We start from the raw sequence: 23,210 nt of genomic DNA, 5'->3' as shown, positions 1-23,210 counted from the left end.
CATGGCTGCCGATCAGCCCACTGTTCTGGTCGTCGAGGACGAATTGGCCCAACGTGAAGTGCTGGCCTACAACCTCGAAGCAGACGGGTTCCGTGTGATCCGCGCCGAAAACGGCGAAGAGGCGCTGCTTTTGGTCGAGGAGGACACGCCGGACATCATCGTTCTGGACTGGATGATGCCGAACCTCAGCGGAATCGAAGTCTGCCGCCGCCTGAAGACGCGGCCCGAGACCCGCGGCATTCCGATCATCATGCTCTCGGCCCGCTCCGAAGAGGTGGACAAGGTGCGCGGTCTGGAAACCGGCGCTGACGATTACGTGGTGAAACCCTATTCGGTGATCGAGCTGATGGCGCGGGTGCGGACCCAGTTGCGCCGCGTGCGCCCGTCCACCGTTGGTGTGCGGCTGGAGTTTGACGACATCATTCTGGATGCGGAAACCCATAAGGTCAGCCGCTCGGATCAGCCGCTGAAGCTCGGTCCGACCGAATTCCGCCTGCTGTCGACCTTCATGGAAAAACCGGGCCGGGTCTGGAGTCGGGAACAGCTGCTGGACCGGGTCTGGGGCCGGGACATCTACGTCGACACCCGCACCGTGGATGTCCACATCGGGCGGCTGCGCAAGGCACTGACCCAGCATGGCGGCGACGATCCTGTGCGCACGGTGCGCGGCGCGGGCTACGCGCTCGGCTAAGTTTTTCCAGGATTGCGTGTTCCGCTTTGCCCCATGGATGGGGCCACAGCGGTGCACGCAGGGTGCACAACAGGTGCACAGGGGGTGTACGGATGGCACCCCCTTTGTTTTGTCTGGTGGTTAGGCGTGGTTCAGCGCGGCAACGGATCTTCGGGCTGCGCCTTGGTGGCCAGCCAGTCGCGGAATTTGCGCAGCGCAGGCGCGTTCGATTTGCTGGTCGGCCAGACCAGATAATAGGCGCCGCGCGTCTCTGTCGGGGCAGGGTGCAAGGCCACCAACCGCCCTGTCGCAAGGTCCTGCTCCACCAGGTAATCCGGCATCAGGGCTACCCCCAACCCGTGCATTGCCGCCTGGGTAATGGTTGCAAATTGATCATACATTGTGCCGCTGACGGTTTCGGGCGGCTCCACGCCTTGTGCGGCGAACCAATCCGACCAGGCCTCAGGCCGGGTCTGAATATGCAGGAGCGGCAGGTTTAGAATGTCCTTGGGCCCGCGCAAGGCCGTGCCCGCCACCAGATCCGGCGCGCAGACCGGCAAGAGCTGTTCATGTTTCAAGAGTAGTGAACTGGTACCCGGCCACTCAGCGCGGCCAAAATGGATTGCCGCATCAAAGGGTTCGCTGGCAAAGCTGAAAGGCTCCAGCCGCGTCGTCATATTGATGGTAACATCCGGATGCAGCCGGGCAAATTCCGGCAGGCGCGGCATCAGCCAGCGCATGCCAAAGGCCGGAAGGATCGCGAGATTCAGCGTTCCAGCCAAGGGCGCGGTCTGAAGGCGCAGCGTCGACTGGGCGATCTGGTTTAGCGCGGCACGGATTTCTCCGGCGTATTCCTGCGCTTCGGCCGACAGGGTTAGTTTTTTCTTATCCCGGTGTACCAGATCCAGCCCCAGTTGCCGTTCGAGCGCCTGCAGTTGGCGGCTCACCGCGCCTTGGGTCAGCGACAATTCGGCCGCCGCCGCCGATGCACTGCCCAAACGATCCAGTGCCTCGAGCGCGCGCAGGGCAGAAATGGACGGGAGAAAACGACGTGGTGCACTCATGTATGCTGTTTACTCATATATGCTTGCAAAAGTCTCGCTGTTTTTTTTCTTAACCCACCGTTAGGGTCGCGGCAGGTTTCAACATCAACGACAAAGGGGCAAGACATGACCGATGCACCTAAACTGCGGGCCAAGGATGCGCCCGATCTGAGCGGCTTCAACTGGGAAGATCCGCTGCGTCTGGACGATCAGCTGAACGAAGATGAGCGCATGATCGCTGCTTCGGCCCGTGCCTATGCGCAGGAAAAGCTGCAGCCGCGTGTTACCGAAGCATATGAAAACGAACACACCGATCCCGCCATCTTCCGCGAGATGGGCGAGATGGGTCTGCTGGGCACCACCATCCCCGAGGAATACGGCGGGCTGGGCGCAGGCTATGTGTCTTACGGCCTGGTTGCGCGCGAAGTTGAGCGCGTCGACAGCGGTTATCGCTCAATGATGTCGGTGCAAAGCTCGCTGGTGATGTACCCGATCTACGCCTATGGCAGCGAAGAGCAGCGCAAGAAGTACCTGCCGAAACTGGCATCTGGTGAATGGATCGGCTGCTTTGGCCTGACCGAGCCCGATGCCGGCTCTGATCCCGCAGGCATGAAAACCCGCGCCGAGAAGACCGCGACTGGCTACAAGCTGACCGGCTCCAAGATGTGGATTTCGAACGCGCCGATCGCCGATGTCTTTGTCGTATGGGCAAAATCCGAAGAGCACGGCGGCAAGATCCGTGGCTTCGTGCTGGAAAAAGGCATGAAGGGCCTCTCCGCGCCGAAAATCCAAAACAAGGCGTCGCTGCGTGCCTCCATCACCGGTGAAATCGTCATGGATGGCGTCGAAGTCGGTGAAAACGCGCTGCTGCCGCACGTGCAAGGACTCAAAGGTCCGTTCGGCTGTCTGAACCGCGCACGTTACGGCATCAGCTGGGGTGCGATGGGCGCCGCCGAAGCCTGCTGGCACGCCGCACGTCAGTATGGTCTGGACCGCACCCAGTTCGGACGTCCGCTGGCCAACACCCAGCTGTTCCAGCTGAAACTGGCCAATATGCAGACCGAAATCACCCTTGGCCTGCAGGCCTCGCTGCGTGTTGGTCGCCTGATGGACGCCGCCAATGCCGCGCCCGAGATGATCTCGATCGTCAAGCGGAACAACTGTGGCAAGGCGCTGGATATCGCCCGTATGGCCCGCGACATGCACGGCGGCAACGGTATCAGCCTGGAATTCCAGGTCATCCGCCACATGGTGAACCTGGAAACGGTCAACACCTATGAGGGCACACACGACGTTCACGCGCTGATCCTGGGCCGCGCTCAGACCGGTCTGCAGGCGTTCTTTTAACGAATAGCGCCAAAATCCGGGGCCAGATCATTAATTTCCGCGGTCTGGCCCCGATTGACTGACATCAGTCTCGAAACCGCAAGTGCCCACCGGCCTTGCGGTTTTGCATTTCAAGCCTGCAATAATGCAGACAGCCCTCGTCCTCACATCACCGCAAAGACAAAGGCACAGGATTTTCGCTCGTCTCCCTTCGAAATGGATCCAAAACGGTAAAGGCGGAGGTTAACGCAGCAGCAGCAGCAAGAGATGCTTCAAATTGCCCGTGCTTATTCTTAGCAACCTCCTGCGCGGTCAGCCGCCGTCCATCCACCATTTACCGAGGTTAACTGCCAGGGGACGCCATCAGCACCTGAGCATGGCGTTGAGGCCAATTTGTCAAGCAATGGCGTAAATACGCAAATGGCCCTGAAGTCCGAAGGTTCGATGTGAATCCATAGAAAATCGCAAAGGGTAGGGAGGGGCGCATTCCCCTTCTTGTGCGGCTAAGCGCCGGACCTGCGTTTCTGCAAGTCGCAACATGCAAAATTGCCCCGGTGTTTTTGCAATAACACCGGCAGAATTTGAAGGGCTGCTTTGCAGTATCCTTCGTACTTAATTCTTTTTTAACAGTGTTTTACGAGGGCGTACAGGGGCGTGCGGTAACAATTTTAACGAAAGGGCTTTCCTCCCTCTCATCGAATATATATATGCTTTTACGAATATGTATTGAGCGCGTTGACACCTGATCGGGTGCGCGGCGCGATCCATTCTCAGGAAAGCCTCCGCAATGTCTTCGCCACTGTCCCGCATCGACTTGAAATCCCTGTTTCCAATTTTGGACTGGGGACGACGGTATGACCGCCCTGATTTCACCGGGGATATGACAGCGGCAGTGATCGTCACGATCATGCTTATCCCGCAGTCACTGGCCTATGCCTTGCTCGCCGGGCTACCTGCCGAGGTCGGGCTTTACGCGTCGATCCTGCCTTTGGTGGCCTATGCGATCTTCGGCACCTCGCGTGCCCTGGCCGTGGGGCCGGTCGCCGTGGTGTCGTTGATGAGCGCATCTGCGCTGGCGCCGCTGGGTCTGGACACTGTTGCAGAGTTCACTGCCGCCGCCGCCGTGCTGGCACTGCTGTCCGGGTTGATGCTGGCAGCGATGGGGGCCTTGCGTCTGGGTGTGGTGGCCAACCTGCTGTCGCATCCCGTGATCGCTGGGTTCATTACGGCCTCGGGGTTGCTGATCGCAGTTAGCCAGATGAAGCATTTGTTGGGCATTCCGGCGCATGGTCACAATCTGCCGGAAATTCTGCTGTCGCTGGGGCAGGGGCTTGGTCAGGTCAACTTCTGGACCCTCGGGGTCGGCGCGCTGGCGCTTGGCTTTTTGGTCTGGGTCCGTCGACATATGGCAAATGTGCTGCACAGCAAGCTGGGCCTGTCGAAAAGCGCCGCTGGCACCGCGGCACGGGTTGGCCCGGTCTTTGCCGTCATCGGAACAATCGTGCTGTCCTGGGGGTTGAACCTGCCTGAAATGGGCGTGGCCGTTGTGGGCGAGGTGCCGACCGGACTGCCGCCGATTGGTCTGCCGATGATCGACTGGGCGTTGGTTCCGGCTCTGATTGGGCCGGCCGCGCTGATCACCGTTATCGGCTATGTTGAAAGTGTTTCGGTCGCGCAAACGCTGGCTGCCAAGCGCCGTCAGAAAATTGATCCAAACCAAGAACTTAAAGCCCTTGGCGCTGCGAACTTGGCCTCTGCCTTGTCGGGTGGCTATTCGGTGACAGGCGGTTTTGCACGATCGGTCGTCAACTTTGACGCCGGTGCGCGCACCCCGGCTGCGGGCGCCTTTACCGCCGTTGGGCTGACCTTTGCCGCCATGTTCCTGACGCCGCTGCTGTATTTCCTTCCCAAGGCAACGCTTGCAGCGACCATCATCATTGCGGTCCTTTCACTGGTTGATTTGAAGATTCTCAAAACTGCCTGGACCTATTCCAAAGCCGATTTCGCCGCGGTTCTGACCACGATCCTGCTGACGCTGTTGGTTGGTGTGGAAACCGGTGTCGCTGCTGGTGTGCTGGTCTCGCTTTTGTTGTTCGTGTGGAAGACCTCGCGCCCGCACGTGGCCGAGGTGGGGCAGGTGCCGGGAACCGAGCATTTCCGTAACATTCACCGCCATAACGTGGTGACCGATCCTTCGCTCGTCACGCTCCGGATCGACGAAAGCCTGTACTTCGCCAACGCGCGGCGTATGGAGGACCTGATCCTGGCGCGCGTGCACGAAGGCCGTGATGAGATCAAACACGTCGTGCTGATGTGCTCCGCAGTGAACGAAATCGATCTGAGTGCGCTTGAATCGCTTGAGGAAATGAACCAACGGCTGTCTGACATGGGGATCCAGCTGCATATGTCCGAGGTTAAAGGGCCAGTCATGGATCGTCTGAAACGCAGCCATTTCCTGGATGCGCTGAGCGGCCAGATCTTCCTGTCCCAGAATGAAGCCTTTGAAACGCTGAGCGCTGCACAGCCGCGTGACAAGATCAGCGCATAGGCGCGCAATACAGCAACCTGATTGAGTGTCGACAGGGCGCATCATAGTGGCGCCCTGTCGCTACCACCCAATAATCGCATAATTGGTATTATGTTATACAACTGGAGTTCCGTTCCGTCACACGGGATTGGCAGCTCCTCTTGCTCCGGCTAGCGTGAATTCGGGTCAAATATGGAGCGCAAGATCAATCATGCAAATCAAAAACAGCTGTGTTGTCGTCACCGGCGCTGCCCATGGGATCGGCAAAGGGCTAGCCGAGAAATTTGCGCAGATGGGCGCCGCGCATGTGATCTGCGCCGATATCGATCTTGCCGGAGCCGAGGCAACGGCGATCGAGATCGGCGGCACTGCCAAGCATGTGGACGTCGCATCCGAGGACAGCATCGCTGCGTTGGTCGATTGTGTGGAAACCGAGATCGCGCCGATCTCCCTGTTCTGCGCCAACGCTGGTATCCTAACCCGCGGCGGTTTTGAGGTCAGCAATGACGACTGGCAGAGGATCTGGGACATCAACGTAATGTCCCACGTCTGGACCGCGCGGCATCTGGTGCCACGCATGCTGGAACGCGGCGGCGGATACATCCTGAACACGGCCTCGGCCGCAGGTCTGCTCAACCAGATCGGCGCCGCGCCCTACGGCGTAACCAAACACGCGGCGGTTGGCTTTTCTGAATGGCTGGCAATCACTTATGGCGATCAGGGCATCGGAGTTTCGGTCCTGTGTCCGCAGGCCGTCCGGTCAGAAATGACCCGTGGATTAGAAAACAGCGTCGCCAGTGTCGACGGGCTTCTGGAGCCCGAAGATGTGGCCACCGCCTGCGCCGAAGCGATTGAGGCTGGCAAGTTCCTGGTGCTGCCACACCCCAAGGTCGAAAGCTACATGCAGGCAAAGACGGCCGATTATGACCGCTGGATCACCGGCATGCAGAAACTGCGCGATCGCTTTGATAACACGTGATTTTTGAAGACGCGCTCAGCTGCTAATCGGTCGCATCAGCCCTTCCTGTGCAACGCTGGCCACCAGTTGGCCATCCTGCGTGTAGATCGAGCCGCGGTTAAAGCCGCGGCCATTCCCGGCAAAGGGTGAATCCATCGTATAAAGGTGCCAGTTTTCAAACCGCACCGGCGCATGGAACCACATGGCATGGTCCAGGCTCGCGGTCATCGCTTCGGGCTTGTACCAGGTCAGCCCATGCGGACGCAGCGCTGACCCCAAGAGACCAAAGTCCGATGCATAGGCCATCAGCACATGCTGCAGCTCTGGCCCAGCGTCCTTGGCAGATTCCATTCTGATCCACATGTGATTGATATCGCTGCAAACCTGGGGGTCCAGCGGATCGCGCGGCTCAATATCGCGGATTTCAAACGGGCGCTGACGGGTGAATTCCTCGCGCATGTCCTTGGAAATCCGGTGGGCGTGCAGCTCGTGCAGCTCATCACGGCTCTGCAACCCATCCGGCGGTGGGACATCCGGCATTGTATGCTGATGGCTCCAGCCGGGTTCTTCCTTGTGGAACGATGCGGCAAGGTTGAGGATCTGCTTGCCGTTTTGAATGGCTATGACGCGCCGGGTGGTGAAACTCCCACCATCACGGGCCGGATCGACCTCATAGATGACCGGGCGTGCCGGGTCGCCCGGCCTAATGAAATAGGCATGCAAGGAGTGGCACAACCGCCCGGACACGGTGGCATAGGCCGCCGTCAGTGCCTGGGCGATAACCTGCCCGCCATAAATCCGCATGGGGGTTTCACCACCGGAGCCAATGCCACGATACAGGTTCGTATCCAGCCGCTCCAGATCCAGAAGATTGAGCAAAACCTTCCCAACATCATTCATTTGTGGCGCCTTCCTCAACCAGCCTCCCGCGTCTTTGCATAGGCGATGAACAAATCGAAACTGTCAGGGTTGGCCATCGAGTCACGGTTCACGACTTTTGCGGGGTCCCCTCCAAGTAGCAGCTTTTTCACGGGCACTTCCAGCTTCTTTCCCGAAAGCGTGCGCGGGACTTCGGGGACGCTGATTATTTCATCGGGCACGAACCGCGCCGACACGCCGCTGCGGATCGCACTTCGGATCTTGTCGCGCATGGCGTCATCCAGCTCTTGCCCCTCGGCCAGTACCACGAACAGCGGCATGAAACTGTCGCGCCCGAGGAATTCCAAATCAACGACAAGGCTGTCCAGCACGTCCTCAAGACCTTCCACGGCCTGATAGATTTCCGAAGAGCCAAGCCGCAGCCCGCGCCGGTTGATCGTCGCGTCCGAGCGGCCATAGATCACCGATCCGCCCTCGGGGGTGATTTCGATCCAGTCGCCATGGCGCCAGATGCCGGGATAGGTATCGAAATAGCTGTCATGCAGGCGCGATCCGTCCTCATCTCCCCAGAAAAACAAGGGCATAGAGGGTAAAGGTTCGGTGCAGACCAGCTCTCCGACGCTGCCGATCACTTCCTGACCGGTCTCATCAAAGGCACGTACCGCATTGCCAAGCGCGCGGCACTGCATTTCGCCCGCGCTCACCGGCAGCATGACATTGCCGCAGACGAAGGCGCCGCACAGATCGGTACCGCCGGAGATCGGCGCCAGCCAGATGTCGGCCTTTACCTCGGAATACACCCAATCATAGCCATCCGAGGTCAGCGGCGATCCAGTGGTACCCAGCGAGACCAGCGCCGACAGATCGAGATCACGTCCGGGTCTGATGCCGGATTTCACGCAGGCGGTGATATAAGCGGCGCCGACGCCCAGGTAGGTGATCCGCTCATCCGCGCAACACCGCCACAGGTCCAGCATATCGGGGTGGTTCGGCGCCCGGTCATAAAGCAGTGTCGTTGCGCCCTGCCCCAAGGCCACGAATTGCGCGTTCCACATCACCCAGCCCGACGACGTCAGCCAGCAAAACCGGCTGTCGGAACTCAGATCCTGATGCAGCGATTGCTTGACGCCTTCGAACAGAATGCCACCGTGCCCGTGCACGATGGGTTTCGGATTTCCGGTGGTGCCAGAGGAATAGACCACCCACAGCGGATGATCGAAAGGAACCGGCGTAAACTCCAGCGGGGCGTCACCATCCCCGATCATATCATGCCAATGGGTTGCGCCATCGGGCAGATCACCGACCACCGGCAGTACCACGCGGTGGGTCACGCTTGGCAGGCCGTCGGCAATGGTGGTCAGCACTTCGCGCCGGTCCATGGTCTTGCCCGCATGCACATATCCGTCCTGATAGATAAGGACCTTGGGCTCGATCTGGCGGAACCGGTCCAGAATGGCGACATGGCCCATGTCCGGCGCGCAAAGCGACCAGATGCCGCCAAGGCTGGCGGTGGCCAGACAGGCGATAATCGCGGCCTCGGTATTGGGCAAAACGGCGGTGACCCTGTCGCCCTGCCCGACGCCCATGGCCCGCAGGTTTGCAGCTACGCTGGCCACCTGAGCTGCGAGTTCGGCCCAGGTCAGCTCGGAACGGCCAAAGGTTTCAGAATGAACGACAAGCGCCTGTTCCTGCGGGGTTTTGTCGACCTGCCGCAGAATGTGCCTGGCCCAGTTCAACTCTCCGCCCGGGCACCATTCTGCGCCAGGCATGCTGCGATTGCCCAAGATACAGCTTGGCGGCGTGGTGAATTCCAGATCAAAGAACTCGGCCAATGCGCCCCAGAACCCTTCAAGGTCGGAAACGCTCCACTCCCACAGGCCATTGTAATCGTCGAAGGTTTTTCCCTTCTCCGCAGCCAGCCAGCGCTCGAATGCCGCCATGCGGCTCGCCTTGGCGCGCTCCGCGCTTGGGGTCCACAGGATCTTACGGTCAGGAATATCGCTCATCAGATCACTGCCCCATGTACCAGCGCCTTCAGCTCAGCCCGCGAGGGATAGGAACTGCTGGGAGACAGCTGGGTAAAGAACACCACGGACAGGTCCAGCACCGGGTCCATCCAGAAGAAGGTCGAAGCCATGCCGCCCCAGCTAAAGTCACCTACGGACCCGGGGCAGCGCGCCCGACCGGGATCCATCACCACGGCGCCGCCTAGGCCAAAACCCATGCCTTCCATCGGCTGTTCGGCAAAACTTTGCGGCCCCATGGAGGCAATATCCCCGGGCAGATGGTTCCGCATCATGAAATCAGCGGTTTTCGGGCTGATCAGATAGCCATCCTTATGGGCGCCGCGGCGCCGCAGCATTTCGGAAAACTTCATGTAGTCATCGATGGTTCCGACCAACCCGCCGCCACCAGACATCATCTCAGTCGTTTCAAACGGAGAGCCCCCGTGCAGATCCGTCAGGCGCAGGGTTTCGCCGCCGGTTTGTGCCGAATTCAGCGCCATCGCATCCCCGGCGAGCGGAGTATAGAGCGAGGCAAAGCGATCACCGGTGCCCCGCGGAACCCGGAACGCTGTCTCGGTCATGCCGAGCGGAGAAAAGATTTCGGTTTCAAAAAAATCGCCAAGTGTCTTGCCCGAAACAACTTCGACGACGCGGCCCAGAACATCGATACTGACCGAGTATTCCCAGCGTGTGCCGGGTTGAAAGGCGAGCGGATAGGCAGCCAGTTCCGCCGCCATCTTTTCCAATTTACCCTGCCCCGGTTTGAACATCAGCTGCTGCTCTTCCATGGCTGCGGGCAAAACGCCGGGGTTGAAAGGATAGCTGAGACCGCTGGTATGGGTCAGCAGTTCATGCAGCGTCGGCGCCCGGCTGGGTTCAACCTGATCAATTGCCGTTGCCCCTGGGACCAGTGCCTGCATGTCGGTGAATTCGGGAATGAAATCCGACACCGGCGCATCCAGGTGAAACAGCCCCTTTTCCAGCAGCATCATGATGGCAAGGGAGGTCACCGGTTTGGTCATCGAATAGATCCGTACCAGCGTATCGCGGGTAAAAGGCAGGCCTTCCTCGATATTTCTCAGACCCGTTGCGTGAAAGAACGCTTCTTTCCCACATTCGTTGATCAAGACCGAACTGCCGGCATATTTCCTTTGATCCACATAGCGTTGCTGCCATGCCTTCACGCGGTCCAGCCGGTCGTGGTCCAGCATTGATTTCCTCCCTGTCTGTCTTGGTGCGGGCCGGTGTGCCTACTCGCCCCGGCCGCTGATCATCTTTTCCATCGCGGCCTTGGTTTCGGAATTGAACCAGCCACCCTCTGGTGCGTTACCACCTGCGGCGATCCCTGCCTTGATGCGGTCGATTACCTCGCCGCGCAGCTGCATCTTGACCGAGGCAAAGGTCTGCGGCGGCAATTCCGCCAGCTTCCGGGCCTCGCGCAGCGCGTAGATCTCAAGATCCTCCATATCCTCGGCGATGATATCAACGAGGCCATAATTGCGCGCTGCAATCGGACCGATAGATTGCCCGGTCAGCATCAGGCGCCGCTGCGTGTTGCTGTCGAGCGTAGCTTTGGCGATTTCCAGCGGCCCGATCGGGAAGTCCGCGCCGACGCGCACCTCGGCCAGTCCATAGGCGGATCTGGAGTGGCCGATCCGCACGTCGCTGGCCAGAACGAAAAACAACCCACCGGCAATTGCAGCGCCACCAACAGCAGCCACTACGGGTTTCGGGCAGCTGTAAAGCGCCAGGAAGCCTTCGTTCAGGCCGCGCACAATGGCGTGCTGCTGCTCAAGATCGAACTCCTGCGCTTCTTTCAGATCCAGCCCGGCGGAAAAGACTTTGAACGGGCTTTTCAACACGATGGCGCTGACCGCCGGATCCTGTCCCATCTCGTCAATCTTGGCTGCGAACTCCATCAGGAAATCCGCGCTCAGCGCGTTGACCGGCGCCCGGCCCAGTTGCAGTTCTACGATTCCGTCACCAAGGTCCCTGGTGTTCAGCCAGCCAGCCTCTGTCATTGACGTGTTCCTCCCAATTGGCCGCGGCGAACCACAAGCCATGTTTCAGTCCATAATGCGCAGCCTTTGGCTACGGGTCGAGTGTTAAGAGATACGTAAAACCACGCAAGTCGTTGGCCCGCCGCGTGTAAAAATCCGATATTCTTGAAAAACGGCCGACAAAGCTGACGACCGTTATAAGACCGCAAAGCGGCGAGCAGCCATGCGGCAGCGGCGAGTGACCCGCCCTGCCCGGCGTGTCGCCTTACTTGGTGCTTCTCAGTGCGTTGAGTCCACTTTGCGCGAAGATGGGAACAAAATCTCCCAACTTGCGGGCGCGTTCCGGATTCGATGCGTTGCCATCCAGCGCGCGTTTCAGGACCCCCTGAAGAATGCCGGCCATCCGGAAAAAGCTGAACGAGAGGTAGAAGCCGAAGTTGTCGATCTCCAGCAGGCCACGACGGCGGCAATAGGCTTCGATGAACTCCTGATCCGACGGCAGGCCAAGCGCCTTGCGATCCAGCCCGGCCAATCCGCGCCCTTCCTGACCCGGCGGCATCTGCCACTGCATGATCACACCCGCCAGATCGGCATAGGGATGTCCGATGGTCGAAAGCTCCCAATCCAGCACCGCAAGGCAGCGCGGCTCATCGGCGCTGAAGATCATATTGTCGATGCGGTAATCGCCATGGACCAGACCGCGCTGACCGTCATCGGCGGGCATCTGTTCCTCAAGGGACTTCATCAGTTCGTCCATCTCTGGGATGGTCCGGGTTTCCGAGGCTTTGTATTGCTTGGTCCAACGGCCCAGCTGACGTTCGAAATAGTTGCCGGGCGGCCCATAGTCCGAAAGCCCCACCGCGTCGACATCGACGTCATGCAGCGCCGCGAGCACCCGGTTCATATCGTCGATCACCGCGCCGCGGGTTGCGGGATCGGTATCGCCCATCACCGGATCGGTGAAATTGCGCCCCGCAACGTGGTCCATGATGTAAAAGGCCGAGCCAATCACGCTGTCGTCCTCGCACAGAAGATGCATCCGGGCCACCGGTACCTTGGTATCCGCGAGCGCCTTTTGCACCCGGAATTCACGGTCCACCGCATGAGCAGATTTCAGCAGCACCCCCGGCGGCTTGCGCCGCAGCACGTATTGCCCTGCTGGCGTTTTAATCAGGAAGGTCGGGTTCGACTGTCCGGTTGCGAATTTTTGCACCTCGACCGCGCCGTCAAAGCCGGGAAGACGTCCATCAAGAAAAGTCCGGATTGCATCAATGTCCAGGGTCTGGGTATCGCTGCTCATCTCTTGCTCCTTCAGCTATAGCTCATCAGCTTTGCGCGCTCTGCATCATGAAAGTGCGGTACTGAGTTGAATTCATGCAGGAAAAACTTTCCCCTTCCGGAAATGAACCGGGTCAGGGAGGTGTTCTTGACCTGTAGGTTCAGGGCAATCATCTGGCTGTCCGGAACCTGCAACGTGGCGGCGACAAGCCGGGCAATCACCCCGCCGGAACTCACCACCAAGACACGTTCGGCCTCTGTTTCTGCCGCATGTTGGCGCGCGGCCTCGATGCGGGCGATGAACTGTGCCCAGCTTTCCGACGCGCCGGTCACATCGCCCTGCTGCCATTCAGCCAGGGTTTCTCGCAGGGCGCGGAAATGCGTCTTGCGGTCTTTGATTACCTCGGATGGGGCCTGCCCGCCGAACCGGCTGTGCAGAAGGTCGTGGAAATCATATTCGTTCCAGCCTGCATGCTCTTCCGGGGCGACGTCAAATCCCATTTCCTGCAACGTCTGTTTCTGTCGTGCCAGAGAGCCGGTGATGGCGCGATCCGGGGTCCAGCCCATCGCCCGCAAGGTATCGCCCAAAAGGCGCCCCTGATCGCGGCCCTTTTCGCTCAACTCATCGTAGTTGTCCGCACCGAAAGAGGCCTGCCCGTGCCGGACCACAAGAATTTCTGCCATAGGTCAGCCTGTAAACTCTGCCGCCAGCCGCGCCCCTGCGGCGCGGTATTCGCGGTCGAAACGGTCCACCAGATCCGCAGTCGAGCAAACCTCGGTCACCGCGCCGATGCCCTGCCCGGACCCCCAGATCTCTTTCCATGCCTTTGGTTTGGACGACCCGCTGCCAAAGTTCATCGAGGAGGCATCCGCCGTCGGCAGGTTGTCCGGGTCCATACCTGCACGGGACACGGATTTCTTTAGATAGTTCCCCCAAACGCCTGTAAACAATGAGGAATAGACAATATCCTCGGCGCCGGATTCGACGATCATGTCCTTGTATTCGCTTTGGGCGTTTGCCTCATGCGTAGCGATAAAGGGCGAGCCGGCATAGCCGAAGTCGGCGCCCATGGCACGCGCGGCCAGCAGGGATTCGCCGGTTGCAATGGCGCCCGACAAGGCCAGCGGACCATCGAACCAGCTGCGGATCTCGCGGATCAGGGCGAAGGGCGATTGCTGCCCGGCGTGCCCGCCGGCACCGGCGGCCACGGCCACCAGACCGTCGGCGCCTTTTTCGATCGCCTTCTTGGCAAAGCGGTTGTTGATCACATCGTGCAGCACCACGCCGCCGCAGGAATGCGCTGCCTCGTTCACCTCGGGGCGCGCGCCAAGCGAAGTGATCCAGACCGGCACTTTCCAGCGGGTGCAGATCTCCAGATCCCGTTCCAACCGGGTGTTGGACCGGTGCACGATCTGATTGACGGCAAAGGGCGCTGCCGGGCGGTCCGGGTTCTCCTGATTATGCCGGTCCAGCTCTTCGGTGATCTGCTTCAGCCAGGCCTCCAGCAATGGCGGCTCACCCTCTGCTTCGCGCGCATTCAGCGCGGGAAAGGCCCCGATGATCCCCGCCTTGCACTGGGCAATGACCAGCTCCGGCACCGAAATGATAAACAGCGGCGATGCGATCAACGGGATTCGCAATCCACGCAGGGCAGCTGGCAGGTGATCCTCATTCCGGGACCAGGTGGCGTCAGTCATCTTCTAACCTCAAGTCTTTGTTTTCATGCGTTAATCGAGCGCACTTTGGAACAGGTTGTGCCCCGACATCACATTGATACCGCCGGATACGGGGATCACTGCGCCGGTGACGTAGGACCCACCGCGCCCGGCTAGAAACAGCACGCAGCCGGCGATGTCATCGTCCCGCCCGACGCGGCCCAGCGGCACATCATTGCCGACCTTTTCACGCTTCTCCTCATCGCCAGTGGCAAAGGCGGTCATCCGCGACACAAACGGCCCCGGTGCCAGCGCATTGACGGTGACGTGCTGATGGGCAAGCTCCTTGGCCAGGATTTTGGACATATGGATCACCGCGGCCTTTGACGCGGCATAGCTGTAGGCGCCATCACCCATCGGGATTTCCCCCATGACCGAACCGACGTTGATCACCCGTGCCGGATCATCCGCATCCGAGGAGGTAATCAGCAGCGGCAGCAGTTTTTGTGTCAGATCGAAGACCCCAGCGACGTTGACCGACATCACCTTTTCCCAGGCCTGATGGGGAAACTGCCCCAGCGGCGCGCCCCAGGTGACCCCGGAATTGTTCATCAGGATATGCAGAGCGGGGGTGCGGGTCTTGATTTCCTCGACCAGCGCATCGATCCCTTCGACCGTGCCGATATCGGCGGCAAAACCTTCAGCCGATCCCGGCGCATCCATCGCGTTCAACTCTTCTGCGACCGCGACGCAGGCGTCGCCTTTACGCGATGCGATCAGCACCCGCGCCCCGGCCCGCACCATCGCTTCGGCTGCCATCCGGCCAATACCTGTGGCGCCGCCGGTGATCAGGGCGGTTTTGCCCTCCAGTGAAAACAGATCCATCATATCCTGTCCTTTAAAATCCGCGCAGCCGCGCCACCTGCGCAGCGTGGTAGCCGTAATCACCCAGCCATTCTGCCGCGACGCGGGCGCGTTTCATATAGAATCCCATGTCGTAGGCATCGGTCATCCCGATCCCGCCATGCATCTGCACGCCTTCGCGCGCGGCGAGTAGCGCCGTATCCGTCGCCCGCGCCTTGGCCACTGAAACCGCCAACGTGGCGGTATCCGGATCAGCGTCCAGAATCCGGCCTGCCTGCAGCACGGCTGAGGTTGTCATCTCGATCTCGCACCACAGATGCGCGGCGCGGTGTTGCAAGGCCTGAAAACTGGCGATGGTGACACCAAACTGCTTCCGTTCCTTTAGATACTCGGTGGTCATGGCAAAGGCCGCTTGCGCCAGACCGGTGCTTTCGGCGGCAAGGGCAGCCTGCCCGGCCTCCAGCCCATAACGCAACAGCGCCCTGCAATCCCCGGCAGCGCCGAGCAATTCGTCGCCCGAGACGGCAACATCATCAAACTCGAGCCGCGCCGCGTCGCGGCTGTCGATCATCGCAGATACGTTGCGCCTCAGCCCCGCGCGGTCAGCAGGCAGATCAAACAGGCACGGGCCGTCCTCACTTTGCGCCAGAACCAGCACGTGATCGGCATTTCCTCCATCCACGACAAAGCGCTTTTCACCCTTCAGGACGTAGCCGTTGCCGCGCTTTTCTGCTGTGAGTTCAATGCGCTCCGGATTGAACTTGGAGCCTTCATCAACGGCAATGGCATAGGTCCGCGCGCCGCTGGCAATCTGCGCCAGTGCCGCCTGACATCGAGGATCATCAAGCCGCCGCAAAACCGTCGCAGCCATGACGGCTGTGCTCAGGAACGGGCTGACGGCAAGCGTCCGGCCCATTTCACCTGCCAGCACATGGGCGGCGGCGTGCCCCATGTCAGCGCCGCCTGCGCTTTCCGGGACCAGGATCCCGGCCCAGCCCGCATCGACCATTTCCTGCCATAGGGCATCGTCGCGGGTCTGGTTGGCGTCGCGCAACTCCCGCAGGCGCGAGACTGGAGCGGATCTGTCCAAAAGCCCCCGGGCGGCTTCCTGCAGCATGATTTCTTCTTCAGTTTGAATGAGTTTCAGCATCAGTCTTACCCCGGAAGCCCCAGAATGCGGCGGGAAATGATCGACAGCATCACCTCGGAGGTGCCGCCTTCGATCGAGTTCGCCTTGGTGCGCAGCCAGGAGGGCGCGCGCCCGTCATCCCAGTCCAGCGCATCGCTGCCGCCTGCGGCCATCACCAGTTCCAGTCGGCGTTTGTTGAGCTCGGTTCCGGCATATTTCAGCATCGCAGAGGCATCACCGACGCCCTGCCCACCTTCGGCCTGATCCTTGTAGCGTTCCAGCGTCATCTCCATCGCCAATGCGTCGACTTCCGTGCGCATCGCGTCGGCGCGCAGCACCGGATCGCTTTGGCCGGTTTCCGCATCGGCCAGAACCGCTCCCAGCGCCCGGCCCGCGCCCATGGTCTGCCCGCCGGCGCTGATCATCTCGCGTTCGTGGGTCAGCAGGTATTTGGCCACGTCCCAGCCCCGATTCACGTCCCCGACCACCTGAGATTTCGGCACCTCAACGTCATCAAAGAAGGTTTCGCAAAATGGCGAGGCGCCGGAAATCAGCCGGATTGGGCAGGTTGAAACCCCTTTTGAACTCATATCCATCAGGATAAAGGAAATTCCCTTATGCTTGGGCGCGTCGCGGTCGGTGCGCAGGAGCGCAAAGATCCAATCGGCCTTGTCCGCATAAGAGGTCCAGATCTTCTGCCCATTGACCAGCCAGTGATCGCCTCGATCCTCGGCCCGGGACTGAACCCCAGCCAGATCAGAACCCGCGCCCGGCTCAGAATAACCCTGACACCAACGGATTTCACCGCGGGCAATGGGCGGCAGGTAGGTTTGCTTCTGCTCTTCGCTGCCGAACTTCAAAAGGGCCGGACCAAGCATCCAGATACCAAAACTATCAAGGGGTGAGCGCGCACCTAGCTCGGCCATTTCCTCTTTCAGGATCTTGTCCTGCGCTCGGGACAGGCCTGCGCCGCCATAGGTACGCGGCCAGGTTGGAACCGTCAGTCCGGCAGCAGCGCAGCGATCCAGCCAGAGTTTCTGGGCGGGAGAAGAAAACTCCCAAGTCTTGCCGCCCCAGCAGATGGCACCTTCGCCACTGGCGCCATCGCGCATTTCGTCGGGGCAATTCTCCTCCAGCCATGCCCGGATTTGCTTGCGAAACTCAGGTGTATCCGCAAACTCCAGCTGTGTACTCGTGGTCATGATCTCCCCCCATGGTTCCACTCGGCTCGTGATGTTTCACATAGCAGAATTGCATTTCGCTATTCCATTGACAACGCTCCAGACAGCCCCAAGACTTTACGTAATTTTGGCATCTGACACTGGTGGGAAGAGGAAAAAACATGAAAGCAATGCTCAGCATCGAGCCCGGCGGACCCGAGAGTCTGACATGGACAGAGCTACCGGACCCGGCGCCCGCCAAGGGAGAATTGTTGGTAGAAATCCGTGCCGCCGGTGTCAATTTTCCCGACACGCTGATCATTCAGGACCTCTATCAGATGAAGCCCCCGCGCCCCTTTGCGCCCGGCGGTGAAATCGCCGGAGTGGTCGCCGCCATTGGTGAGAGTGTCGAAGGCTACGCCATTGGGGATAGGGTTCTGGCACTGACAGGCCATGGTGGATTTGCGACCCATCGCTGCATCGACGCAGCGCAGGCGATCCGTATTCCCGACGCGATGCCGTTTGAGGACGCCGCCTGTTTCGTTTTTACCTATGGCACATCCTATCACGCGCTGAAGGACCGAGCGCATATGAAACCGGGCGAAAGCCTTTTGATCCTGGGGGCTGCCGGCGGTGTCGGCGTGGCTGCCATCGAACTGGGCAAAGCGATGGGCGCCAAGGTGATCGCGGCGGTGTCTTCGGACGACAAGGCTGCCTTCTCCCGCGAGGTTGGAGCGGATGAAACGCTGGTCTATGGCCGCAGCCTCGACAAGGGCCAGCAGAAAGAGCTTTCGTCTCAGATCAAAGCCTTGTCGGGAAAAGATGGTGTTGATGTAGTCTATGACTCCGTGGGCGGCGCCTATTCTGAACCAGCCCTGCGGGCGATGGCCTGGGAAGGCCGGTTTCTGGTCGTGGGCTTCCCGGCCGGCATCGCGCAAATCCCGATGAATCTGCCGCTTCTCAAAGGTTGTGATATCGTAGGCGTGTTCTGGGGGGCCTCTGTCTATCGTGACCCCAAGGGCCATGCAGAAAACATGGCTGAATTGTTCGCCCTTTACGAGCAGGGCAAGATCAAACCACGTATCAGCGAAACCCTGAAGATGCAGGATGCTGCCACTGCGCTGAACCTTGTTCAGGACCGCAAGGCGCTGGGCAAAATCGTCCTGACCAACGATTAACATTTGGGGTGCAGCACCACAGGAGGCCGGATGATGGCGCTGCACCTTCCCCCAAGTAAACTCTCTGTAACAAAGTAGGAACACGTTCAAAAAGGCGCATATACGCCGTCGCTTTTAATAAAGTTCTCCTGTAGTTTCCGGGACATGAACTGCACAAGGATGATGCGATGCGCAGTATTCTGATCCTCAATGGTCCGAATCTTAATCTTCTGGGGACGCGCCAGCCGGAAGTCTACGGACGGGAAACTCTGGAAATGGCCGAAGCAGCCTGCGTTGCCCATGCCAGATCGCAGGGCCTTGAGGCTGTCTGCCTGCAATCCAATCACGAAGGTGTGTTGCTGGATGCCATTCATGCGGCGCGCGGCACCCATTCCGGGATCATCCTGAACGCTGGCGCGTACACGCATACGTCAATTGCGCTAATGGATGCTCTCTTTTCGGTTGAAATTCCGGCCGTGGAGGTCCACCTATCCAATATCCACGCCCGCGAAGAGTTTCGCCACAGATCATTTATCTCGCGTGCCGTCATCGGCCAGATTTGCGGTTTTGGAACACAGGGATATTTGTTTGCCATCGATGCCCTGGCCAAGCATTTTGAACGAGAGGCGGAGCCTGAATGAACCTTTCTGACTATCTGCATTTCGTGTGCGGGGCCAAGACGCTCGAAGAGCTGTGGCATGGGCACGTGGATCAGATGGCAAAGTTCGAATTTGACAGGCTGATTTACGGATACACTCGCTACAAGACAGAAACCTCTCTGGGGGATCCGGAAGATTTTGTCGTGCTGTCCAACCATTCGCCGGAGTATCTGAACGGGTTCCTGCACCGGGGCCTTTATTCCAGCGCGCCGATGCTGCGCTGGGCACTGGAAAACGAAGGCGCCGGCAGCTGGCATCTGATTCAGAAAATGATCGAGAATGGTGAGCTTGGCCCGGATGGCGAACGGGTGCTGGAGTTCAACAGAAAGATGAAGATGAACGCGGGCTATACGGTCAGCTTTCATTCCAATTCGGCGCGTTTCAAAGGTGCGATCTCGCTGGCTGCGCGCAGTGAGCTGTCGCAGGACGAGGTCGATGCGATCTGGGTTGAACACGGCAGCGATATCATCCTTATGAACAACGTGGCGCATCTGAAAATCCTCACCCTGCCCTATAGCCCTCCGAACCGGGCCCTCACCAAACGGCAACGGGAAGCGCTGCAATGGGTCGGAGATGGCAAGACGACGCAGGACATCGCGATCCTCATGGGCCTGACCCCGGCCACGGTCGAAAAGCACCTGCGCCTGGCCCGGGACGCGCTGGCGGTGGAAACAACGGCCCAGGCCGTCCTCAAGGCAGCCTTGCACAACCAGATGTATGTGATGGAATCCTGACGGCATCCCCTTACCCGGCCTGCCTATTGTGAGTTTCCGCTAGGGAGGTTTAAGCCTGCCAGACGCTAAAGAGCGTCAAATAGGTAAGGAATACACTACTACCGATTTCGTACAAAAAAACGCAGTCTGTAAATGTTCCGTGAGTGGTGGCTTTAGCCTAGGAACTTTGGGAAACGACCCTTGTAATACCAAGGCTCTCCGACCTGTGTGGTTGCCGACGCTTATACTCAGCGTCGGTGATCATGTTTTTGGGGTCCCATCCATCCCTATCAGTGGGGCCCCATATTCCTCCGATCATATCCCCTATTCGCCCTGCCTGTTCGCCCTGGGCTGGCTCAGACGTTCCTCGAACCGAGACACGATCCTCTACCATCAAAGTGCTCCAGAAACGCAAAAAAGGCCGGTAGGCTTCCCCACCGGCCCCTTAATAGTCTGTCTAGGCAGATTAGCCCTGAGCCGCTTTTGCGACTTCAGCTGCGAAATCTTCTTTTTCGACTTCGATGCCTTCACCAACCTCAACACGGATAAAACCGGTCACGGTGGCGCCAGCTTCCTTGGCAGCGGCTTCGACGGTCAGGTCGGGGTTCACGACGAACTGCTGGTTCAGCAGTGTCGATTCCGCAACGAATTTCTTCATGCGGCCAACGATCATCTTCTCGATAACCTGCTCCGGCTTGCCGGATTCACGGGCGATGTCCATCTGAACCTGCTTCTCTTTCTCGACAACCGCCGGGTCCATATCTGCTTCGCTCAGGGCGGCGGGGTTAACCGCGGCGATGTGCATTGCAACCTGCTTGCCAAAGGCTTCGTCGCCACCGGTCATTGCAACCAGAACACCGATTTTGCCCATGCCGTCAGCGGCAGCGTTGTGCACGTAGGACACAACAGTTTCGCCTTCGATCTTGGCCATCCGGCGCAGGGTCATGTTTTCGCCGATGGTGGCGATCTTGTCGGTCAGGGTGTCAGCAACGGATTTACCACCCAGATCGGCAGCGTTCAGACCGTCGACGTCATCAACGCTCAGAGCTGCCTTGGCGATGCCGGCAACCATTTCCTGGAATTCGCCGTTCTTCGCAACGAAGTCGGTTTCCGAGTTCACTTCAACGGCGACGCCCTTGCCACCTTCGACGACGACAGCGACCAGGCCTTCGGCTGCGGTACGGCCGGATTTCTTGGCGGCTTTGGCGAGACCTTTGGTGCGCAGCCAGTCGACGGCTGCTTCCATGTCGCCATTGGTTTCAGTCAGCGCTTTTTTGGCGTCCATCATGCCGGCGCCGGTCGAGTCGCGCAGTTCTTTCACGAGTGCTGCTGTGATTGCCATGTTAGGCTCTCCTCAAATCGAAACGGAATTGGGGCAGGAAATACCCTGCCCCTGATGTCAAATCTGTGACAGGCAGGATCAGGCCTGAGCTTCCTCGGAAACAGCTTCCTCTTCGGGAGCTTCTTCCAGGGCGCCAAGGTCAACACCAGCTGCACCCAGCTGTGCGGACATGCCGTCCAGCGCAGCGCGGGCAACCAGATCGCAGTACAGAGCGATGGCGCGGGACGCATCGTCGTTGCCGGGGATGATGTAGTCAACGCCATCGGGCGAGCAGTTGGTGTCGACGATTGCCACAACCGGGATACCCAGTTTCTTGGCTTCGGCGATGGCCAGCGCTTCTTTTTTCACGTCGATGACGAACAGCAGGTCCGGCACGCCGCCCATTTCGCGGATCCCGCCGAGCGAGGCCTGCAGTTTGGTCTGGTCACGTTCCATGCCCAGGCGCTCTTTCTTGGTGAGGCCTTCAGCACCGGTTTCCATCTTCTCGTCGATTTCCTTCAGACGGTTGATCGACTGGGAAACGGTTTTCCAGTTGGTGAGCGTGCCGCCCAGCCAACGGTGGTTCATGTAGTACTGAGCCGACTTCTCTGCCGCGTCTGCAATCGGCTGAGCCGCCTGACGCTTGGTGCCGACGAACAGGATACGGCCGCCTTTTGCAACGGTGTCACGAACAACCTGCAGAGCCTGGTCCAGCATCGGAACGGTCTGGGTGAGGTCCATGATGTGGATGCCGTTGCGCGCGCCATAGATGAAGGGCGACATGCGCGGGTTCCAGCGCTGAGTCTGGTGGCCGAAGTGAACGCCAGCTTCGAGCAGCTGACGCATGGTGAACTCGGGAAGAGCCATGCTATCTTTTCCTTTTCCGGTTTAATCCTCGGCGGGGGTCTCAGAGCGTATGCTCCAACCGGCGGGCCGTTGGGGATGTCTCCCCCAAAACGGCCCAAACCCCGCCTGCGGGTTCGATGGCGCGCGTATAAGTCACCTTTGACAGGGGCGCAAGGCTTATTTCGCTGCCTTTGCCCGCAACTGCTCATGGCCTGCGCGCACTTGGGCCTCGCAGGCCGCCGCCAGATCTTTGCGATTTGAAAAATCAGCAACGCGTAGCGGCGGGTGGTACATCAGCTCAACTCGGCCTTGTCGGATTGCGGCGAGGGTCTTCAGCAGATGCGGCCCAAACTCCATATCACCCCACCAGCCATAGAACCGGTCCGGCGCACCTCTGGGGGCGAAGAACACCACCGATACCGGCTGGACATGCATGAAATCGCGCAGGTGGTCACTAAAGAACGCGGCGAAGAGTGTTGTTTTGAATGGCAAAACCCTGAGGCCATCGGTCGAGGTGCCTTCAGGAAAGAACAACAGCTTGTGCCCGGCCTTCAGGCGCTCTTCGAACAGCAGGGTTTGCTCTTTGGCTTTCTTGGGGTTCCGGTCGATGAACACGGTTCCGGTCGCCCGCGCCAGCCAACCGATGCCGGGCCACCCTGCGACCTCGGCCTTGGAGACGAAATAAATCCGCTTGCGCGCGTTGAGGGCGAAAATATCCAGCCAGGACGTATGGTTGGCCACGACGGCCCCGCGCTGCTGCATAAGGGCGCCGGTGGTGGAAAACCCCATACCCAGCACCCGGAAGGCATTGCGGCAGACGAATTGGGTAATGAAAGGCGTCACGGGTCGGTGCAGCCCACACAGCGGATATTCGATTAGCCGTACCAGAAGCAGAACAAGCAGCCCGCCGAATACCAGAGTCCCAAGCACCAAGACCCTGGCGCAGACAAGCATCCACCCGAGCGGACCGATCCGCACCGGATCAGGCGCCTCATCACTGTGCCAGACCGGGCTCATC

At 59.6% G+C, this 23,210-nt stretch carries 21 protein-coding genes; 7 read left to right on the top strand and 14 right to left on the bottom strand.

What is annotated here, in order from left to right:
- Position 1 precedes the first annotated feature (1 nt).
- On the top strand, positions 2-691 hold the full coding sequence (gene phoB, locus SM766_RS00695) for a phosphate regulon transcriptional regulator PhoB (RefSeq protein ID WP_065270283.1): 690 nt from the start codon (positions 2-4) through the stop codon (positions 689-691).
- A 131-nt stretch (positions 692-822) separates the two neighbouring features.
- Here phoB and SM766_RS00690 read toward each other — a convergent pair whose 3' ends face one another.
- Positions 823-1,734, bottom strand: coding sequence for a LysR family transcriptional regulator (locus SM766_RS00690; protein WP_368946583.1), 912 nt, complete (start codon positions 1,732-1,734; stop codon positions 823-825).
- A gap of 105 nt (positions 1,735-1,839) precedes the next feature.
- Between SM766_RS00690 and SM766_RS00685 the strand changes: the two genes are divergently transcribed.
- From SM766_RS00685 to SM766_RS00675, 3 genes are all read left to right on the top strand, one after another.
- On the top strand, positions 1,840-3,060 hold the full coding sequence (locus tag SM766_RS00685) for an acyl-CoA dehydrogenase (RefSeq protein ID WP_368946582.1): 1,221 nt from the start codon (positions 1,840-1,842) through the stop codon (positions 3,058-3,060).
- Positions 3,061-3,826: 766 nt separating this feature from the next.
- Positions 3,827-5,587 carry a SulP family inorganic anion transporter gene (locus tag SM766_RS00680; protein WP_368946581.1) on the top strand — a complete coding sequence of 587 codons (1,761 nt, stop codon included), beginning with the start codon at positions 3,827-3,829 and terminating at the stop codon, positions 5,585-5,587.
- Positions 5,588-5,777: 190 nt separating this feature from the next.
- Entirely contained in the window at positions 5,778-6,545 is a 768-nt protein-coding gene (locus SM766_RS00675) for an SDR family oxidoreductase (RefSeq protein WP_368946580.1), read from the top strand.
- A 15-nt stretch (positions 6,546-6,560) separates the two neighbouring features.
- Here the strand turns inward: SM766_RS00675 and SM766_RS00670 are convergent, their stop codons facing one another.
- From SM766_RS00670 to SM766_RS00625, 10 genes are all read right to left on the bottom strand, one after another.
- On the bottom strand, positions 6,561-7,424 hold the full coding sequence (locus SM766_RS00670; RefSeq protein ID WP_368946579.1) for an acyl-CoA thioesterase: 864 nt from the start codon (positions 7,422-7,424) through the stop codon (positions 6,561-6,563).
- A gap of 14 nt (positions 7,425-7,438) precedes the next feature.
- A complete protein-coding gene (locus SM766_RS00665; RefSeq protein ID WP_368946578.1) occupies positions 7,439-9,409 on the bottom strand; it encodes an acetoacetate--CoA ligase in 1,971 nt (656 codons plus the stop codon).
- Positions 9,409-10,620 carry a serine hydrolase domain-containing protein gene (locus SM766_RS00660; protein WP_490363337.1) on the bottom strand — a complete coding sequence of 404 codons (1,212 nt, stop codon included), beginning with the start codon at positions 10,618-10,620 and terminating at the stop codon, positions 9,409-9,411. Before SM766_RS00660 ends, SM766_RS00665 begins: the two co-directional genes overlap by 1 nt.
- Positions 10,621-10,659: 39 nt before the next feature.
- The gene (locus tag SM766_RS00655) at positions 10,660-11,430 is read right to left on the bottom strand and encodes an enoyl-CoA hydratase/isomerase family protein (RefSeq protein ID WP_274828122.1); all 771 of its coding nucleotides are present in this window, start codon (positions 11,428-11,430) and stop codon (positions 10,660-10,662) included.
- Between the two features lie 244 nt (positions 11,431-11,674).
- Positions 11,675-12,709 (bottom strand): phosphotransferase family protein, encoded by a 1,035-nt coding sequence (locus SM766_RS00650; RefSeq protein ID WP_368946577.1) that lies wholly within the window; start codon positions 12,707-12,709, stop codon positions 11,675-11,677.
- 11 nt (positions 12,710-12,720) lie between these two features.
- Positions 12,721-13,371, bottom strand: coding sequence for a histidine phosphatase family protein (locus SM766_RS00645; protein WP_368946576.1), 651 nt, complete (start codon positions 13,369-13,371; stop codon positions 12,721-12,723).
- A 3-nt stretch (positions 13,372-13,374) separates the two neighbouring features.
- A complete protein-coding gene (locus SM766_RS00640) occupies positions 13,375-14,385 on the bottom strand; it encodes an NAD(P)H-dependent flavin oxidoreductase (RefSeq protein WP_274839172.1) in 1,011 nt (336 codons plus the stop codon).
- Between the two features lie 30 nt (positions 14,386-14,415).
- Complete coding sequence (locus SM766_RS00635) at positions 14,416-15,231, bottom strand: SDR family NAD(P)-dependent oxidoreductase (protein WP_368946575.1); 816 nt, start codon at positions 15,229-15,231, stop codon at positions 14,416-14,418.
- Between the two features lie 10 nt (positions 15,232-15,241).
- Positions 15,242-16,357, bottom strand: a complete 1,116-nt coding sequence (locus SM766_RS00630) for an acyl-CoA dehydrogenase family protein (protein ID WP_368946574.1) — start codon at positions 16,355-16,357, stop codon at positions 15,242-15,244.
- Between the two features lie 5 nt (positions 16,358-16,362).
- On the bottom strand, positions 16,363-17,538 hold the full coding sequence (locus tag SM766_RS00625; RefSeq protein WP_368946573.1) for an acyl-CoA dehydrogenase family protein: 1,176 nt from the start codon (positions 17,536-17,538) through the stop codon (positions 16,363-16,365).
- A 140-nt stretch (positions 17,539-17,678) separates the two neighbouring features.
- On the opposite strand from SM766_RS00625, the gene SM766_RS00620 reads away from it, so the two are divergent.
- From SM766_RS00620 to SM766_RS00610, 3 genes are all read left to right on the top strand, one after another.
- Positions 17,679-18,674 (top strand): NADPH:quinone oxidoreductase family protein, encoded by a 996-nt coding sequence (locus SM766_RS00620; protein WP_368946572.1) that lies wholly within the window; start codon positions 17,679-17,681, stop codon positions 18,672-18,674.
- A 167-nt stretch (positions 18,675-18,841) separates the two neighbouring features.
- Positions 18,842-19,294, top strand: coding sequence for a type II 3-dehydroquinate dehydratase (gene aroQ, locus SM766_RS00615; protein WP_274834151.1), 453 nt, complete (start codon positions 18,842-18,844; stop codon positions 19,292-19,294).
- Positions 19,291-20,046: an autoinducer binding domain-containing protein gene (locus tag SM766_RS00610; RefSeq protein ID WP_274828131.1), complete on the top strand. Its 756-nt coding sequence runs from the start codon at positions 19,291-19,293 to the stop codon at positions 20,044-20,046. The genes aroQ and SM766_RS00610 overlap by 4 nt, the downstream gene beginning before the upstream one ends.
- Before the next feature lie 445 nt (positions 20,047-20,491).
- Here SM766_RS00610 and tsf read toward each other — a convergent pair whose 3' ends face one another.
- The 3 genes from tsf to olsA all read right to left on the bottom strand — a co-directional run bounded on the left by tsf (position 20,492) and on the right by olsA (position 23,209).
- A complete protein-coding gene (gene tsf / locus SM766_RS00605; protein WP_274828132.1) occupies positions 20,492-21,367 on the bottom strand; it encodes a translation elongation factor Ts in 876 nt (291 codons plus the stop codon).
- 78 nt (positions 21,368-21,445) lie between these two features.
- The gene (rpsB, locus tag SM766_RS00600; RefSeq protein ID WP_065270300.1) at positions 21,446-22,213 is read right to left on the bottom strand and encodes a 30S ribosomal protein S2; all 768 of its coding nucleotides are present in this window, start codon (positions 22,211-22,213) and stop codon (positions 21,446-21,448) included.
- A gap of 156 nt (positions 22,214-22,369) precedes the next feature.
- Complete coding sequence (gene olsA, locus SM766_RS00595) at positions 22,370-23,209, bottom strand: lyso-ornithine lipid O-acyltransferase (protein ID WP_368946571.1); 840 nt, start codon at positions 23,207-23,209, stop codon at positions 22,370-22,372.
- Position 23,210 lies beyond the last annotated feature (1 nt).

Source organism: Pseudophaeobacter sp. A-200-2, from assembly GCF_041008815.1.
In the GTDB taxonomy this organism is placed as follows: domain Bacteria; phylum Pseudomonadota; class Alphaproteobacteria; order Rhodobacterales; family Rhodobacteraceae; genus Phycobacter; species Phycobacter gallaeciensis_A.
Note: the sequence above shows the minus strand (reverse complement) of the source record. Positions and strands in the feature narration are given on the sequence as shown.